At 69.3% G+C, this 16,357-nt stretch carries 9 protein-coding genes; 7 read left to right on the forward strand and 2 right to left on the reverse strand.

What is annotated here, in order from left to right; all coding sequences use genetic code 11:
• From VF794_RS35015 to VF794_RS35045, 7 genes are all read left to right on the forward strand, one after another.
• Positions 1 to 1,318: CotH kinase family protein (locus tag VF794_RS35015; protein WP_331117468.1), on the forward strand; the 1,318-nt coding region annotated here is incomplete at its 5' end.
• Positions 1,319 to 1,394: 76 nt separating this feature from the next.
• On the forward strand, positions 1,395 to 2,549 hold the full coding sequence (locus VF794_RS35020) for a hypothetical protein (RefSeq protein WP_331117476.1): 1,155 nt from the start codon (positions 1,395 to 1,397) through the stop codon (positions 2,547 to 2,549).
• A 119-nt stretch (positions 2,550 to 2,668) separates the two neighbouring features.
• Positions 2,669 to 7,954: a trifunctional serine/threonine-protein kinase/ATP-binding protein/sensor histidine kinase gene (locus tag VF794_RS35025; RefSeq protein WP_331117469.1), complete on the forward strand. Its 5,286-nt coding sequence runs from the start codon at positions 2,669 to 2,671 to the stop codon at positions 7,952 to 7,954.
• A gap of 39 nt (positions 7,955 to 7,993) precedes the next feature.
• Positions 7,994 to 10,759: a hypothetical protein gene (locus VF794_RS35030; RefSeq protein ID WP_331117470.1), complete on the forward strand. Its 2,766-nt coding sequence runs from the start codon at positions 7,994 to 7,996 to the stop codon at positions 10,757 to 10,759.
• Positions 10,760 to 10,979: 220 nt separating this feature from the next.
• Positions 10,980 to 12,350: a phosphomannomutase/phosphoglucomutase gene (locus VF794_RS35035; protein WP_331117471.1), complete on the forward strand. Its 1,371-nt coding sequence runs from the start codon at positions 10,980 to 10,982 to the stop codon at positions 12,348 to 12,350.
• Between the two features lie 40 nt (positions 12,351 to 12,390).
• Complete coding sequence (locus VF794_RS35040; RefSeq protein WP_331117472.1) at positions 12,391 to 13,320, forward strand: ROK family protein; 930 nt, start codon at positions 12,391 to 12,393, stop codon at positions 13,318 to 13,320.
• Between the two features lie 43 nt (positions 13,321 to 13,363).
• Complete coding sequence (locus tag VF794_RS35045) at positions 13,364 to 14,578, forward strand: BMP family ABC transporter substrate-binding protein (RefSeq protein WP_331117473.1); 1,215 nt, start codon at positions 13,364 to 13,366, stop codon at positions 14,576 to 14,578.
• Between the two features lie 80 nt (positions 14,579 to 14,658).
• On the opposite strand, the gene VF794_RS35050 is transcribed toward VF794_RS35045, so the two are convergent.
• On the reverse strand, positions 14,659 to 15,747 hold the full coding sequence (locus VF794_RS35050) for an OmpA family protein (RefSeq protein WP_331117474.1): 1,089 nt from the start codon (positions 15,745 to 15,747) through the stop codon (positions 14,659 to 14,661).
• Positions 15,748 to 15,800: 53 nt separating this feature from the next.
• Positions 15,801 to 16,157, reverse strand: coding sequence for a hypothetical protein (locus tag VF794_RS35055; protein ID WP_331117475.1), 357 nt, complete (start codon positions 16,155 to 16,157; stop codon positions 15,801 to 15,803).
• Between the last annotated feature and the right edge of the window lie 200 nt (positions 16,158 to 16,357).

Raw genomic sequence — 16,357 nt, forward strand, 5'->3', positions numbered from 1 at the left:
GAAGCCCACGTACAGCACGCTGACCACGCGCATCTACGATGACCCGGCCCTGCGCGCCCGCTACGTCCACGTGAAGCTCCACCTCGTCCAGGACGACGGCAGCATCATCACGAAGTACGAGGGCGTCTTCACCGAGCTAGAGTCCGTCAACAAGGACTTCCTCGAGGCCCACGACTTCGACGAGGACGGCGACATCTACCGCTGTGGCATGCACGACTGCGAGATGCGCCCGCCGCCCCAGGAGGAGTACCAGGAGAAATGGGACAAGAAGACGAACGAGAAGGAGCCGTGGGACCGGCTGTGGTCCTTCATGGAGGACATCAACCGCACGCCGCCGCACCGCTTCGCCGCCTTCGCCCGGGAGCACCTGGAGCTGGAGGACTACCTCACCTGGATGGTGACGGAGACGTTCATCGCCAATGACCTCCAGGGCGACTCGCGCAGCTACCTCGTCTACGACCGCGAGACGGGCAAGTGGACGTACGTGCCTTGGGACCTCAACAACGCCCTGTCGCTCTACAACCGCACCAATCCCGTCGTCCAGGGCGTGAAGGACGAGCACCCGCTCTTCACGTACTCCGCCTATGACGCGAGCGTGTACGAGCTCTTCCAGTTCCGCCGCGACGTGCTCGGCATGGCGGGCATGAAGCCCACGTACAGCACGCTGTCCACGCGCATCTACGACGACCCGGGCCTGCGCGCCCGCTATGTCGCACGGCTGCGCCTGCTGCTCGACACCTGGTTCACCGAGGAGAACATCGGCCCGCGCGTCGACGCCATGCACAAGCTGCTCGCCCCGTACATCCTGCCGGGCAAGGACGGCAAGACGGTGGACCCGTACGTCAGCCCCGAGCACGCCGCGCGGAGCACCGAGTACCTCCGCCGCTTCGTGCGCGAGCGCCGCGAGTGGCTGCTCCAGCACATCCGGGAGATCGAGTCGCATGGGAGCGGGGCGCTCGTCATCGACCGGGTGGGGCGTGACGGCTCCGGGGCCTTCTGGGTGCAGCTCTACAACCGGGGGAGCGCGCCGGTGTCGCTGGAGGGACACCTGTTGTCGGGCTTCACCCGGGTGCCCACGCAATGGCGGCTGCCCGCGCTCACCGTGCAGCCTGGACAGGTCGTCACCTTCCGCCAGGGGGCCGCTGGGGTGGAGGGCCTGGGCGCGACGCTCGACCCGAAGAACCCCGAGGTGTCCCTCTACGCACCGGACGGGTTGAAGGCCCTGGATCTACTGTGGCTGGCTCCACTGAAGCCGGGCGAGGCCTACGGCCGGCAGCCGCGCGGCGCCGAGTCCTTCGGCGGCCAGCCCGGGCCGTGAGGAGTCGAAGAACCACTCCGTAGACGGAGGGCCCCCTGCTACCGTCGGGGGCCCTTCGCGCTTCCGGGAGGTCCATCTGATCGAGCTTGAGAGTCTCGCGGCATTCGAGCAGCACCTGGCGAGAGGCGCGAGCCTCGCCAATGTCATCCTCCAGGGGTTGGACCTGACGGGGCACACCCGGGCGCTGCTGGGCGCGGACCTCATGGGCACCGCCTTCCTGGGCTGCCAGCTCGAGAAGGAGGCGCTCGAGGCCGTCCTCGCACGGGGCGCCATGGTCTTCCCCCCCTTCTCGGGGCTGCCCTACTCGCCCTACCGGGGGAGCCTCTACACTCCCGAGGAGCTGTACGCGGGCTTCGACCCCGCGCGCCCCGAGAGCTACGCGGACACACCCGACGCCCGCATCTACGCGCACTGGAGCGCGCAAGGCGGAGTCCACACGCCCTCCCTGCTGCACACGCTGGCGCAGCGGCTCCATGACCACTCCATCACCGATGCCATGGAGGAGCTGCTCGCCCACCAGGGTCGGCCGCGCAAGGTGGTGGCCATCATGGGCGGCCACTCCATGCGTCGGGGACAGCCCGACTACCGCTCGGTGGCGGAGCTCGCCCGTGAGCTGGCGCGCCTCGGCTTCTTCCTGGTGAGCGGCGGCGGGCCGGGCGCCATGGAGGCCACGCACCTGGGCGCCTGGTTCGCCCGCCGGAGCGAGGCGGAGCTGGGCGCGGCCCTCGAGGTGCTCGCCCGTGCGCCGAGCTACAAGGACCGGGACTGGCTCTCGCGTGCCTTCGAGGTGCGCGCGGCCTGGCCCCTGAAGGACGAGGATGTCCCCTTCTGCGCCAGCATGGGCATCCCCACCTGGCACTACGGCCACGAGCCGCCCAACCCCTTCGCCACCCACATCGCCAAGTACTTCGCCAACAGCGTCCGCGAGGAAGGTCTGCTCACCATCGCGAAGGGCGGCGTCATCTACTCGCCGGGCAGCGCCGGCACCATCCAGGAAGTCTTCCAGGACGCCTGCCAGAACCACTACAACACCGTGGGCGTGGTCAGCCCGATGATCTTCCTGGGCCAGGAGTTCTGGACGCGCACGCGGCCCGTCTACCCGCTCCTGGAGCAGCTCGCCCGAGGCCAGGAGTACGCGCGCTACCTGCTGCTCACCGACTCCCGCGAGCACATCCTCCAGGCCCTCGTGGACTTCGACCGCGAGCTGGAGGCCCGCGAGCGCGCCCGCTAGGGATTCCCCGGAGCCGTGGCCACACGGTGTGCGAGGTGGAAGCCGCACCCTGAGTGGGTCATGGGTTTGTCCATCTAGGGAGCGGCTCCGGCGAGGTGTTAGAAACTCGCCGTACCACCATGATGGACATCCCTGGGTACAAGCTCCTCGGCCTCTTTCAAATGACGAGCAGCAGCCTGCTGTTCCAGGGGCTGCGCGAGGCCGACCAACAGCCCGTCATCGTCAAGACTCCGCGCAACGAGCACCTCGGTCCGCGCGAGCGTGCGCGCTACCAGCGCGAGTACAGCGTGCTGCAGCGCCTGCGAGGGACGCCTGGGGTGCTCGCCACCCGTGGCTGTGAGGTGCTCCGGGAGCGGCCCGTGCTGCTGCTGGAGGATGTGGGAGGCAACGCCCTCTCGGAGCAACTGGGCCAGCCCCTCGAGCCCTCCTCCTTCTTCTCCATCGCGATTCCCCTGGCCACCACGCTGGCGGAGATGCACCGCCGCGGCGTCATCCACAAGGACATCAAACCCGCCAACATCCTCCTGTCGGCGGGGGAGCAGGTGTGGCTCATCGACTTCGGTCTCGCCACCTCGCGGCAGGTGGAGCACGTCGAGGGGGCCAGTGCCACGCTCGTGGAAGGCTCGCTGCCGTACATGTCCCCGGAGCAGTCGGGGCGGATCAACCGGGCGGTGGACTACCGCACCGACTTCTATTCGCTGGGGGTGACGTTCTACCAGTTGCTCACGGGGCGCTTGCCCTTCCAGGGTAAGGATCCCCTGGAGTGGATCCACGCGCACATCTCGCAGCGGCCCGTGCCCCCGAACGAGCTGGTGCCCTCGCTTCCCCCCATGCTCTCGGCGGTGGTGCTCAAGCTGATGGCCAAGGCCGCGGACGAGCGCTACCAGAGCGCCGAGGGGCTGAAGGCCGATCTGGAGCGGTGTCAGGACGCGGTGCGGCGGGGCGCTCGGGAGGACTTCCCACTGGGCCTCCGGGACTTCCCCGCCCGCTTCCAGCTCCCCCAGCACCTCTACGGCCGCGAAGCCGAGGTCGAGGCGCTGCTGGGGGCCTTCGAAGACGTGGCGCGGGAAGGACGGGCGGGGTGGGTATTGGTGCGGGGCTACTCGGGCATCGGCAAGTCCTCCATCGTCCATGAGCTGCACAAGCCCGTGCTGGAGCGCCGGGGCTTCTTCCTCGGTGGCAAGTTCAACCAGCTGCAGCGGGACGTGCCCTACGCCACCCTGGCCCAGGCCATGCGGGGCCTCGTGCAGCAACTGCTGGCGGGCAGCGATGCGGAGGTGGAGGCCTGGCGTCAGCGCCTGGGGGCGGCCTTCGAGGGCAATGGCCAGGTGCTGGTGGACCTGGTGCCCCAGCTGGAGAAGGTGGTGGGCCCGCAGCCCCCCGCGCCGCAGCTGCCGCCCGCCGAGGCGCGCAACCGCTTCAACCGTCTCTTCCAGCGCTTCCTGCGCGTGTTCGCCTCCTCCGAGCGGCCGCTGGTGCTCTTCCTGGACGACCTGCAGTGGGCGGACTTCGCGAGCCTCACGCTGCTCAAGTACCTGTCCACCCATCCGGACACGCCGCCCCTGTTGCTGATTGGCGCGTACCGGGACAACGAGGTGAGCACCGCGCACCCGCTGGCGCTGGTGCTGGAGGAGGCCCGGAAGGAGGGGGCCCGGCTCAAGGACATGCACCTGGGGCCGCTCTCGCCCACGCAGACGCGGCAGCTCGTGACGGATGCCCTGCCGGGTGCGTCCCGGGAGGTTGTCGAGCCACTGTCGGAGCTGCTCCAGGCGAAGACGGGGGGCAACCCCTTCTTCCTCCTCCAGTTCCTTCAGTCGCTCTACCAGGACGGACTGGTGGAGCGGGTGCCCGAGGGCGGGTGGCTCTGGAACGAGCAGGCCGTGCGGGCCATGGGCTACTCGGACAACGTGGTGGACTTCATGGCCAGCCGGCTGCGCAAGCTGCCCGCGCGGGCCCTGAAGCTGCTGGGCCTCGCCTCGTGCGCGGGCAACACCTTCGCGCTGGAGGCCCTGGCCCTCCTCTCCCACCAGGAGTCCTCCGAGGTGGAGCTCGGCCTCGAGCCGGCCTTCCAGGAAGAGCTGGTGGTGCAGACGGGTCCTGGCCACTACCGCTTCCTGCACGACCGCATCCAGCAGGCGGCCCATGTCATGCTGGCCGAGGTGGAGCGCAAGACCATCCACCTGGAGCTCGGCAGGCTGCTATGGGCCCGCCTCTCGCCCGAGGAGCTGCGCGAGCGCCTCTTCGACGTGGTGGGGCAGCTCAACGCGGGCGCGGAGTTGATGGGGGACAGCGAGGAGCGGACCCGGCTGGCGCGGCTGAATGCCGAGGCGGGCTTCCGCGCCCAGTCCTCCGCCGCCCACCGCTCGGCCATTGGCTACTTCACCATGGCCCTGCGCCTGATGCCCGGGGACCTGTGGGTAACGGCGCCCGAGCTGGCCTTCAAGCTGCGCCTGGGACAGGCCAGCAGTGAGTTGATGAGCGGAAATGGCCCGGAGGCCCGCCGCATCATCGAGGAGCTTCGCTCGAGGGAGCTGTCGCGCCAGGACCTCGCGGCGGCCTACCGGCTCGAGAGCGGCATCTTCCTCACCGCCAACCAACCCGAGGCCGCCGCCGCCTGTCTGCTGGAGTGTCTGGCGCGCTTCGGCGTGAGCATCCCCGCCAGGCCCACCTGGGACGAGGTGGCCGCCGCCAACAAGGAGGTGGAGTCGCTCCTGGGCAACCGCCCCATCGAGAGCCTCATCGAGCTGCCCTCCATGATGGATCCGGAGACGAAGACGGTCATGGGGCTGCTCGGGGCCCTGTTCGCGCCGGCCTTCTTCACCAGCGAGACGCTCCTGGCGCTGCACCTGTGCCGCATGGTGGCGCTGACCCTCCGCCATGGAAGCACCGACGAGTCCGCGTCCGCCTATGCCTGGTATGGGTTCGTGACGAGCTGTCTCTTCAAGGAGCCCCACCGGGGATATGCCTTCGGCGAGCTGGCGAGTGGGTTCGTCGAGCGCCATGACATCTCCGCCTACCGGGCCCGGGTCCTCTTCACCCAGGGGCATGTGAGCCTCTGGGTGCGGCCACTGCGGGAGTCGAGGGAGCTCTATCAGAAGGCCTTTCATCACGCGCTGCTGTCGGGGGACCTGCAGATCGCCGGCTACTGCTGCATCTTCATCGTCTGGCTTCAGCTCTCCATGGGCGCCGAACTGGTCGAGGTGTATGGCGAGGCGGTCACCCATGCCGGGTTCGCACGCAAGGCGGGCTTCCGGGACGCGGGCAACATCGTCGGGCTGCTCCAGGCCTTCGTGCAGCAGATGCGAGGGCTCACCGTCTCGTTCGGCTCCTTGAGCATGGAGGGGTTCAGCGAGCAGGATGCCGAGGGCCTCCTGAGTACGAGCATGGCCCCGTTGAAGTGCTCGTATGCCGTCATCAAGACCCGGTCCCGCTTCATGAGCGGCGCCTACGAGGAGGCGCGCCGGGCGGCGGACAAGGCCCAGGGGCTGCTCTGGGCGGTGATCGGCCGCGGTCAGCTGCTGGACCATCATCTCTACAGGGCCCTGACCCTGGCGGCGTGCTGCCGGGAGGCCGCGGCGCCTCTGCGGGAGAAATACCTCGAGGACATCCAACAGCACCGGCGGCAGCTCGAGGAGTGGGCCACGAGCTGTCCGGAGACGTTTCGAGCCGCCGAGCGGCTGGTGACGGCGGAGCTGCACCGCCTGCGGGGCGAGCTCGTGGCGGCCGTCCATGGCTATGAGGAGGCCATTCGGGCCGCTCGCGAGCATGGCTTCATCCAGAACGTCGCCGTGGCGAGCGAGCTGGCCGCGCGCTTCTGGAAGGAGGAGGGGATTCCCCTCATCTCCATGGCCTATGCCCGCCAGGCGCGCGAGGCCTATCTCCAGTGGGGCGCCGAGGGCAAGGTGCGGCACCTGGACGAGCAGTGGCCGGATATCTCCCGCCTGGGGCTGAGTGGCCAGGGCACCACCAGCTACGACACGAGCTCCAAGCTGCTGGACGTGCTCAGCCTCGTGAAGGCCCAGCAGGCCGTCTCCAGCGAGATGGACCTGGAGCGGCTGGTGGGCACCCTCATGCAGGTGGCCATGGAGAACGCGGGGGCTCAGCGGGGTGCCCTCCTGCTGTTGCAAGGGGAGGAGCTGACGGTGGCCGCCCGGGTGGTACCGCCGGAGCTGACCTCCTGGCGGTTGCCGGGGCCGCTGATCGCCTATGTGCGGCGCACCGGCGAGTACGTGCTCATCGACGATACGTCCAAACCCCACGCCTTCTCCGACCCGGCCGGTGCCTCCAGCCAGACCGGCTCCGTGCTGTGTCTGCCCTTGAAGCGCAAGGAGGCCTTCTACGGCGTGTTGTATCTGGAGAACGCCCTCACCGCCGAGGCCTTCAACCCCAGCCGCATCACCCTCTTGCAGCACCTGGCCTCCCAGGCCGCCATCTCCATGGAGAACGCGAGGCTCTACGGCGAGGTGCGGCAGGCCGAGCTCGCCCTGCGTCAGGCCAACGAGGCGCTGGAGTCACGCGTGGAGGAGCGGACGCGTGAGCTGATGCAGGCCCAGGCGAACCTGGTGGAGACGGCGCGCCTGGTGGGCAAGTCCGAGGTCGCCTCCAGCGTGCTGCATGACGTGGGCAATGCCCTGACGAGCCTCGTTGTGGACAGCGAGACGCTGCGCCGCACGGTGGCGGCCTCGCGCATGGGCCGTGTCGAGCAGGTGGTCCACCTCATGGAGGAGCACCGCGACGACCTCGCGGGCTTCCTCACGAAAGATCCCCGCGGCCACCAGCTCTTCGCCTACCTCACCGGCCTCGCGGGTGAGCTGGCGCAGGAGCGGGTGTCACTCCAGCAAGGCATGGACGACCTGTCCCGGAATGTCGATCGGGTGCGCACCATCATCCAGATGCAGCAGGCCTACGCGAAGGCCACGCTGCTGGTGGAGGAGTGTGAGCTGGCCGAGGTGCTGGAGGAGGTCCTGCGCCTTCAGGCGGGCGCCTTGCACCAGTTGGGCGTGCAGGTGACGAAGGAACTGGCGCCGCTGCCCAGGATGAAGGTGGACAGGCACCGGCTGCTGCAAATCCTCCTCAACCTGATCAGCAACGCCCGGCAGGCCTTGGAGGGCGTGGTCCCGGGGCAGCGCCGGCTCCTCCTCCGGCTGTATGGAGAGGGGGAGTGGGTCCTCTTCCAGGTCGTGGACAATGGCAGGGGCATCGCCCCCGAGGTGCACGGGCGGCTCTTCACCCAGGGGTTCACCACCCGCAAGGAAGGCCATGGCATTGGCCTGCACTCCAGCGCGCTCGCGGCGCAGTTGATGGGCGGGAAGCTGTCGCTGGAGAGCGCGGGGCCTGGCCTGGGTGCCACCGCCACCTTCAAGCTGCCCACCGGGCCTTCCTCTCCCCCGGGGGGAGCTGGGTAGGGTAGTGCGGCTTCACTCACTCCCGTGCAGGAGTTCCCGATGGAACGACACCCCGCTCCGTACCTCTCCGTGACTTCCTGGCTCGCCGCCGCGGCCATGGCCGTCTGCCTCTTCGCGGTGACTCCCGCGCACGCGGAGTCCTCGTTCACGCTCTTCGAGAGTGGACAGGTCCGTCCCCTGGAGCTGTCCCCGGACGGCAAGCTGCTCTTCGCCGTCAACACCCCGGACAATCGGCTGGAGATCTTCCGGGTGCATGGCGGCGGTCTGACGCACCGGGCCTCGGTGCCCGTCGGGCTCGAGCCCGTCGCCGTGGCGGCGCGCAGCAACACCGAGGTCTGGGTGGTGAACCACCTCTCGGACAGCGTGAGCGTCGTCGAGCTGAGCGGCAACGGGAACGGGGGGCGTGTCACCCGCACCCTGCTCGTCGGCGACGAGCCGCGCGACATCGTCTTCGCGGGGCCGGAGCGCGGCCGTGCCTTCATCACGACGGCGCACCGCGGCCAGAACATCCCGTTCGATCCGAAGCTCACCACGCCCGGCATCGGCCGTGCGGACATCTGGGTCTTCAACGCGAGCTCGGCGAGCATCATGCCGAGCACGATCCTCACCCTCTTCAGCGATACGCCGCGCTCGCTGGCGGTGACGCCGGACGGCTCCCGCGTCTACGCCGCCGGTTTCCACTCCGGCAACCGGACGACGACGCTCTCGCACATCCTCGTTCCGGATGGGGGAGAGGCCAAGGGAGGTCTGCCCGCGCCCAACACCAGTGTGGATGGGAAGCGGCAGCCCGAGGTGGGGCTCATCGTCAAGTACAACGGCGCCCACTGGGTGGATGAGCTGGAGCGCATCTGGGACAACTCCGTGCGGTTCTCGCTGCCGGACAAGGATGTCTTCGTCATCGACGCGATGGCCAACCCTCCGGCGCAGCTCCCGGGCCCGTCCGGATTCTTCGCCGGAGTCGGCACCATCCTCTACAACATGGCCGTCAACCCGGTGAGCGGGAAGGTCTACGTCTCCAACACGGAGGCCTTCAATGAGAAGCGCTTCGAGGGCTCCGGCGAGTTCGCGGGCCACTCGGTGAAGGGCCGCTTCCACGAGAACCGCATCACCGTGCTGAGCAGCGCCGGCGTCGCGCCGCGCCACCTCAACAAGCACATTGATTACGACGCCTGCTGCGCCCCCATTCCGAACGCCGAGAACCAGAAGAGCCTCGCCCTTCCCACGGGAATGGTCGTCACCGGCGACGGCTCGACGCTCTACGTCGCCGCGCTGGGCTCCAACAAGGTGGGCATCTTCAACACGGCGGAGCTGGAGAACGACACCTTCGTCCCCAACGCGGCCCACCACATCCCGCTCACCGGCGGGGGCCCCACGGGGCTCGTGCTCGATGAGCGCCGCAACCGCCTGTATGTGATGACGCGGTTCGACAACTCCATCTCGATTGTCGACACCCGCGGACGCGCGGAGATCGGCCACGTGGCGATGTACAACCCCGAGCCGCCGAACATCGTGAAGGGGCGGCGCTTCCTGTACGACGCTTCGCTGAGCTCCAGCCACGGCGACTCGTCGTGCGCGACCTGCCACGTCTTCGGGGACTTCGACAGCCTCGCGTGGGACCTGGGCAACCCGGACACTGGGACGGAGACCAACCCCGGCCCCTTCATCGGCAACACCATCGTCAACCCGGACTTCCATCCCCTCAAGGGGCCGATGGTCACCCAGAGCCTGCGCGGCATGGCCAACCACGGGCCGATGCACTGGCGCGGAGACCGGACCGGAGGCAACGACGCTCCCAGCGCTCAGCCGGAGAGTGGCTCCTTCGACGAGGAGGCCGCGTTCAAGAAGTTCCGTCCGGCCTTCGTGGACCTGCTCGGGCGCGATGAGCCCATCTCCGAGGCCGACATGCAGGCCTTCACGGACTGCATGCTGCGGGTGATGTACCCGCCCAATCCCGTCCGGGCGCTCGACAACTCCCTGACGCCCGAGCAGCAGGAGGCTCACGACTTCTTCTTCAACGTGCCCTCCAACATCGTCTTCCACATCTCGTGCGGGACGTGTCACGTCATCGAGCCCAACGCCAACCCGGACGCGGTGATTCCCGGCTTCTTCGGCGCGGATGGCCGGAGCGCGTTCCCCTTCGCGGCCCAGGTGCTCAAGGTGCCGCACCTGCGCAACATGTACCAGAAGGTCGGCATGTTCGGCATGCCGCGCACGCCCATCTTCAACCCGGGCGACAACGAGTTCATGGGCGAGCAGGTGCGAGGCTTCGGCTTCATCCACGACGGCAGCGTCGACACCATGTTCCGCTTCAACAGCGTCATGGCCTTCACGCAAGGGCCGGACAACATCACGGGCCTGCCGGCCAACGCCGAGGGCGATGCGATGCGCCGCAAGCTCGAGAGCTTCATGCTCGCCTTCGACACCAACCTGGCGCCCATCGTCGGGCAGCAGGTGACACTCACCCGGACCAACGCCGTGGTGGTGGGCCCGCGGCTCGACCTCCTCCTCGCCCGGGCGGACGTGGGGGAGTGCGACCTCATCGCGAAGAGCACCCAGGGCCAGCACGAGCAGGGCTTCTTCTATCTCGGCGCGGGCAGGTTCGTGTCCGACCGGAAGGAGGCCCCGGCCGTCTCGGAGGCGGTGCTCCGGCAGCTGGCGGGCTCGGGCGCGCTGCCGCTGACGTACACCTGCACGCCGCCGGGCTCGGGCGAGCGGATGGGAATCGACCGGGACGAGGACGGCTTCCTGGACGGTGACGAGCGGGAGACCGGGAGCAATCCGGCGGACCCGAAGAGCACGCCCTAGCCGGGACGGGGGGCTCGCCCCTCTGGGCGGGCACCCCGAGTCACGCCGATTCCACCCACCGTGCACCTGGGCGGGGAGGCCCGTTTCCCTCCAGGTCCCGGGGCGCCGGGGTGTGCGGCGATGGGAGAGCCCTCGCTTGAATACCCCCCGGCCCTGGGCTTGTGTACAGTGCGCCGCCCTCGACTCAGCCCCCTTGCGAGGGCTTCAGGAAAACAGCCTCATGAACGCGCATATCTTCCGCGAGTACGACATCCGTGGCCTGGTGGACAAGGACCTCACCGTCGAGGTGGTGGAACTACTGGGCAAGGGACTGGGTACCGTGGTGCGGCGCAAGGGCGGCCGCTCCATCGTGGTCGGCCGCGACTGCCGCGAGTCCTCCACCCGCTTCCGTGACGCCCTCTGCCGTGGTCTCACCTCCACCGGCCTCAACGTGTTCGACGTCGGCGTGGTGCCCACCCCGCTGACCTACTTCGCCGCCAATACCCTGCCGGTGGACGGCCTGGCGATGATCACCGGCAGCCACAACCCGCCCGAGTACAACGGCTTCAAGATCGGCGCCGGCAAGACGACCTTCCACGGCCATGAGATCCAGGCGCTGCGCAAGCTCATCGAGGCGCGCGACTTCGAGCAGGCCGCCACCCCGGGCACCGTCAGCCCCTACGACATCATCAACCCCTACAACCACTTCGTCACCCAGACGGTGAAGGTGGGCCGCAAGGGGATGAAGATCGTCATCGACGCGGGCAATGGCACCGGTGGCGCCATCGCCGTGCCGCTCTTCCGGAGCATGGGCTTCGACGTCGTCCCGCTCTTCTGCGAGATGGACGCGACGTTCCCCAACCACCACCCGGACCCCACCGTGGTGGAGAACATGCAGGACCTCATCGCGGCGGTGAAGCGCGAGAAGGCCGAGGTGGGCATCGCCTATGACGGCGACAGCGACCGCATCGGCGTGGTGGACGACCAGGGCAACATCCTCTGGGGCGATCAGATCATGATCCTCTTCAGCCGCTACGTGCTGAAGGACACCCCGGGCGCGGCCATCGTCGGCGAGGTGAAGTGCTCCTACACCCTCTATGACGACATCGCGAAGCACGGCGGCAAGCCGGTGATGTGGAAGGCGGGCCACTCCCTCATCAAGGCGAAGATGAAGGAGGAGCACGCGGAGCTGGCCGGCGAGATGAGTGGCCACATCTTCTTCAAGAACCGCTACTTCGGCTTCGATGACGCCGTGTACTCCTCGGCGCGCCTGCTGGAGATCCTCACCCACGAGAAGCAGAAGCTGTCCGAGCTGCTGGCGGATGTGCCCAAGACGTTCGCCTCGCCCGAGCTGCGCGTGGACACGGTGGAGGAGAAGAAGTTCGAGATCGTCAAGCGCGCCACCGAGTCGCTGCGCCAGGCGGGCCACTCGCTGGTGGACGTGGACGGAGTGCGGGTGACCTTCCCGGACGGGTGGGGCCTCATCCGCGCCTCCAACACCCAGCCCATCCTGGTGCTGCGCTTCGAGGCCAAGACCGCCGCGCGGCTGGAGGAGATCCGCCAGCTCATCGAGGGCACGGTGGAGAAGATGCAGCGCGAGGTTGGTACCTGAACCAGATGGGGGCCCGATGGCCCTCGACCGGAGTCAACGCATGCCCACGCTCGGAATCGACCTGGGAGGCACGTTCGCCCGCGCGGCGGTGGTGGACGACCAGGGGAAGATCGTCGCCGCCTCGAAGATTCCGCTCGCCGAGCGCAGCCCGTGGGCGGTGGTGGAAGCCATCGCCCATGCGGCCAAGGCCGCGGTGGACGCGGCCGGCACGCCGGTGACGTCCTGCGGCGTGGGCGCCGCGGGGCAGATCCACGGTGACTCGGGTGTGCTGGCGGTGGCGCCCAACCTCGGCTGGCGCAACGTGCCCCTGGGCGACATGCTCAAGACGCGGCTGGGCTTCACCGTGCGCGTGGTGAACGACCTGTCCGCCGCCGCCTGGGGCGAGCTCAACGCCGGAGCCGGGCGCGGGGCCCATGACATGTACACGGTGTTCGTGGGCTCGGGCGTGGGCAGCGCCATCATCGCCAACGGCAAGCTGGTGAATGGTGGGGGGGGCGTGGCCGGGGAACTGGGCCACATCAAGGTGGTGCCCAATGGGCGCCGCTGCGGCTGTGGCGAGCTGGGCTGCCTGGAGGCGTACGTGGGGGGCCACAACCTCATCGCGCAGACGCGCGAGCTGCTGGCCACCGGGCGCTCGAATGTCCTGACGGAGCTGACGGACGGGGACCCGTCCCGGGTGACGCCGGTGACACTGGAGCAGGCGGCGGACGCGGGGGACGCGGAGGCGCGCGAAATCTACGAGCGCGCCAGCCTCATGCTGGCCATGGCCGTGGCCAACCAGGTGACGGTGCTCAACCCGGCGCGGCTCATCCTGGGCGGTGGCGTGCTGGCGCACTGCCCGGGCATGCGGCGGCGGGTGCTGGAGGGGGTGCAGGCCTATGCCTCCAACACCTCGCGCGAGGGGCTGCTCATCACCGACGCGGAGTTGGGTGATGACAGTGGCCTCATTGGAGCGGCGCTTCTGGCCTGACGTTAACTTGAGGGGCGGGGGAGGCTCTGCTAGACGCCGCGCCATGCCCACTTCCCGTCACGCCCTACGAGTCTCCCTGATTTCCGGTCTGCTGCTCGTGTCCGCCTGCAAGAAGCAGGAGGAGGCGAAGCCGGAGGCCACCCCCACCAAGCCCGCCGAGGCCACCGCTCCGGTCGCCGCCGCTCCCAAGGAGAAGGCGCTGAAGGTGGGTCTGGTGACGGACGTGGGCGGCCGGGGTGACCACTCCTTCAACGACTCGGCGCTGCGCGGCCTGGAGCTGTGGGGCGCGGGCAAGAAGATGGAGGGCGGCAGCTACAAGGACGCCTCCCCCGAGGAGCTCAAGGAGACGCTCCAGCAGGACCTGGCCGAGCGCAATATCGCCGCGGTGGCGGGCGTCACCCCGGTGGTGCTCCAGAGCAAGGTGCCGGAGGACTACGAGCCCAACCTCCAGCTCCTGGTGGACCAGGGCGTGTCCATGGCCGTCGGCGTGGGCTTCATGCTCGAGAACGCCGTGGAGACGGTGGCCAGGCGCAACCCCGACACGAAGTTCGTCCTCATCGACAGCACGCTGGCGGACGCCGAGGGCAAGTCCTACACGCTGCCCAACGTGCGCTCCGTGCTCTTCCGCGAGGAGCAGGGCAGCTTCCTGGTGGGGGCGCTGGCCGGCCTGGCCTCGAAGAGCAACAAGGTGGGCTTCGTGGGTGGCATGGAGGTGCCCCTCATCAAGAAGTTCGAGGCGGGCTTCCGCGCGGGCGTGGCCGCCACCAACCCCAAGGCCACCGTGCTGGTGAACTACACGGGGAGCTTCGATAACGTGGCCGCCGGCAAGCAGGTGGGCCAGGATCTCGTGACGAAGGGCGCGGACGTCGTCTACCACGCGGCTGGCTCGGACGGCATGGGTGTCATCCAGGCGGTGAAGGAGGCGCGCGCCGCCGGCAAGTCCGTGTACGTCATCGGCGTGGACTCGGACCAGTCCCACCTCGCCCCCGAGGCGGTGCTCACCTCCATGCTCAAGCGCGTGGACCTGGGCGTCTACGAGGCCGTGCGTGACCTGTCCCAGGGCAAGCTCGAGGGCGGTGACGTGACGCTGGGCCTCAAGGAGGGCGGCGTCACCTACGCCCCCGTGCGCGTGGAGTTCCCGGGCAAGGCCGAGGCCCTCCAGAAGGTGGAGGAGCTGCGCGCCAAGATCGTCGACGGCTCGCTCCAGGTGCCCACGCACCCCTCGCAGCTGACCACCGCGGCCCCGGCCAAGAAGTAGGCACCCGCGGCGTCGTCCGGTAACGAAAGGCCCCCCTGCCTCCGAGGCAGCGGGGCCTTTTCATTTCCAACGCCTGGCTCCTACGGAGTCGGCACGGGCTGCTGGCCCGCTCCGCCGATGCCGCGCTCGATGACGATCTCCACCCGGCGGTTGTTCGCGCGGCCCTCGGGATTCTTGTTGGAGGCCACGGGGCGCGACTCACCCAGGCCCGTGGTGCGCACGCGCGCGCTGTCCACGCCGCGCTCGACGAGGTAGTCGCGCACGGACTCGGCGCGCAGGTTGGACAGCTCCTCGTTGACCTCCTCGGGCCCCTGGCTGTCGGTGTGTCCCTCGATGACGAGCGGGCTCTGGGTCTTCTTCAGGGCCTCGGCCACCTCATCGAGCCGCCTCTTGGCCACCGGCAGCAGGTCCGCGCTCCCCGAGCGGAAGAGCACGCTGCCCGAGAGCGTCAACACGAGCCCTCGCGACTCCTCCTTCACCTGCACCTGCCGGATGTTGCGCAGCTCGTTCGCCACCTGCGTCTGGGCGCGTGCCTCGGCCTCCGCCTGGGCCGCGCGCTGCTCGGCCGCGAAGCGTGCCTGGCGCTCCTGCTCGAGCTGGGCGTTGAGCTGATCCAGTCGCGCTTGCGCCTCGGCCAGCCGCGCCTGTCGCTGCGCCTCTTCCTGCCGCGCCTGCTCCAGCGCCTGTTGCTCCGCCTGCTGCTGGGCCGCCTGCGCCTGCTGCTGCTGAATCTGGGCCTGCCGCTGCTCCGCCTCCGCGCGCAGGCGCTGGGCCTCGGTGAGCTCGGCGCGCGCCCTGTCCAGCTCCTGGCGCATGCGCACCTCGTCGGTGGCCCGGTACGCGGCGAGCTGCTGCTCGGCCTGGCGGCGCTCCTGCTCGGCGACGGCGGCCCGGGCACGCGACTCGGCGATCTCCGCCTTGCGCAGCGCCACGTACGCCAGCGAGCGCGTGCGCTCCGAGCCGCTCTCCAACTCATAGGCGCGGTGGGCCGCGTCGAGCGCCGCGCGCGCCTCGATGAGGTCGTCCGGGCTGTACTGGGCCGCTGGACCCGAGGAGGCCCGTTCATAGGCATAGCGCGCATCCAATAGCTCGCGCGGCATGCTGCCCGCGCACCCCGCGATCACCGCGGCGCCGAGCACCCCCCACGACAGACGCTTCCATCCCCGCATGACCTTCTCCTCCGGCAACGAGTCCTCACCGCGCGTTCCGAGCGTGGGGGCGACTACTGCACCGTGTTCTGTTGGAGCTGCTGGATCTCCTGGCGTACCCGCTCGGCGTCGGCTCGGGCCGGAGCCTCGCGCGCCAGCGCCAGCGCCAGCTCCGCGTCCGCCTCGGCACGTTGGAGCAAGAGGGCGGCCCTGTCCCGCTGGTTGCGCTCGAGCAACCTGCGCGCCTCGTTCGCCTGTTCCCGGGCCCACTGGAGGTGCCGCGCCGCGTCCGGCACCAGCGCCGCTCCGGCCTCCTCCGCCTGGCGGATGGTGACCTCCGAGTCGATCAGCGCGTCCGGCGGAACCGTCCGCGCCGTGGCACAGCCGGCCAGCCCCAGCAGCAACACCGCGCCCACGATTGCCTTTCGCATCGCTCGTCGCTCCCCCGAATCGGGCCGCGTGCGGGGTCATGCACCCGCCGTCCCCTTGCAGCCGTCGCCTCCGAGATGTGCACGGGCGGACGGACTCACAAGCACGGGCCTCTGCTCGCCCGCCCGTACTCCGGGCGTGCGGTCACGGCCCTTCCCTCGTCCCGCATGCCGTGGAGGAGCGGGCGGGGGCGCATCCCCAT

The organism is Archangium sp., from assembly GCF_036389735.1.
GTDB lineage: Bacteria > Myxococcota > Myxococcia > Myxococcales > Myxococcaceae > Archangium.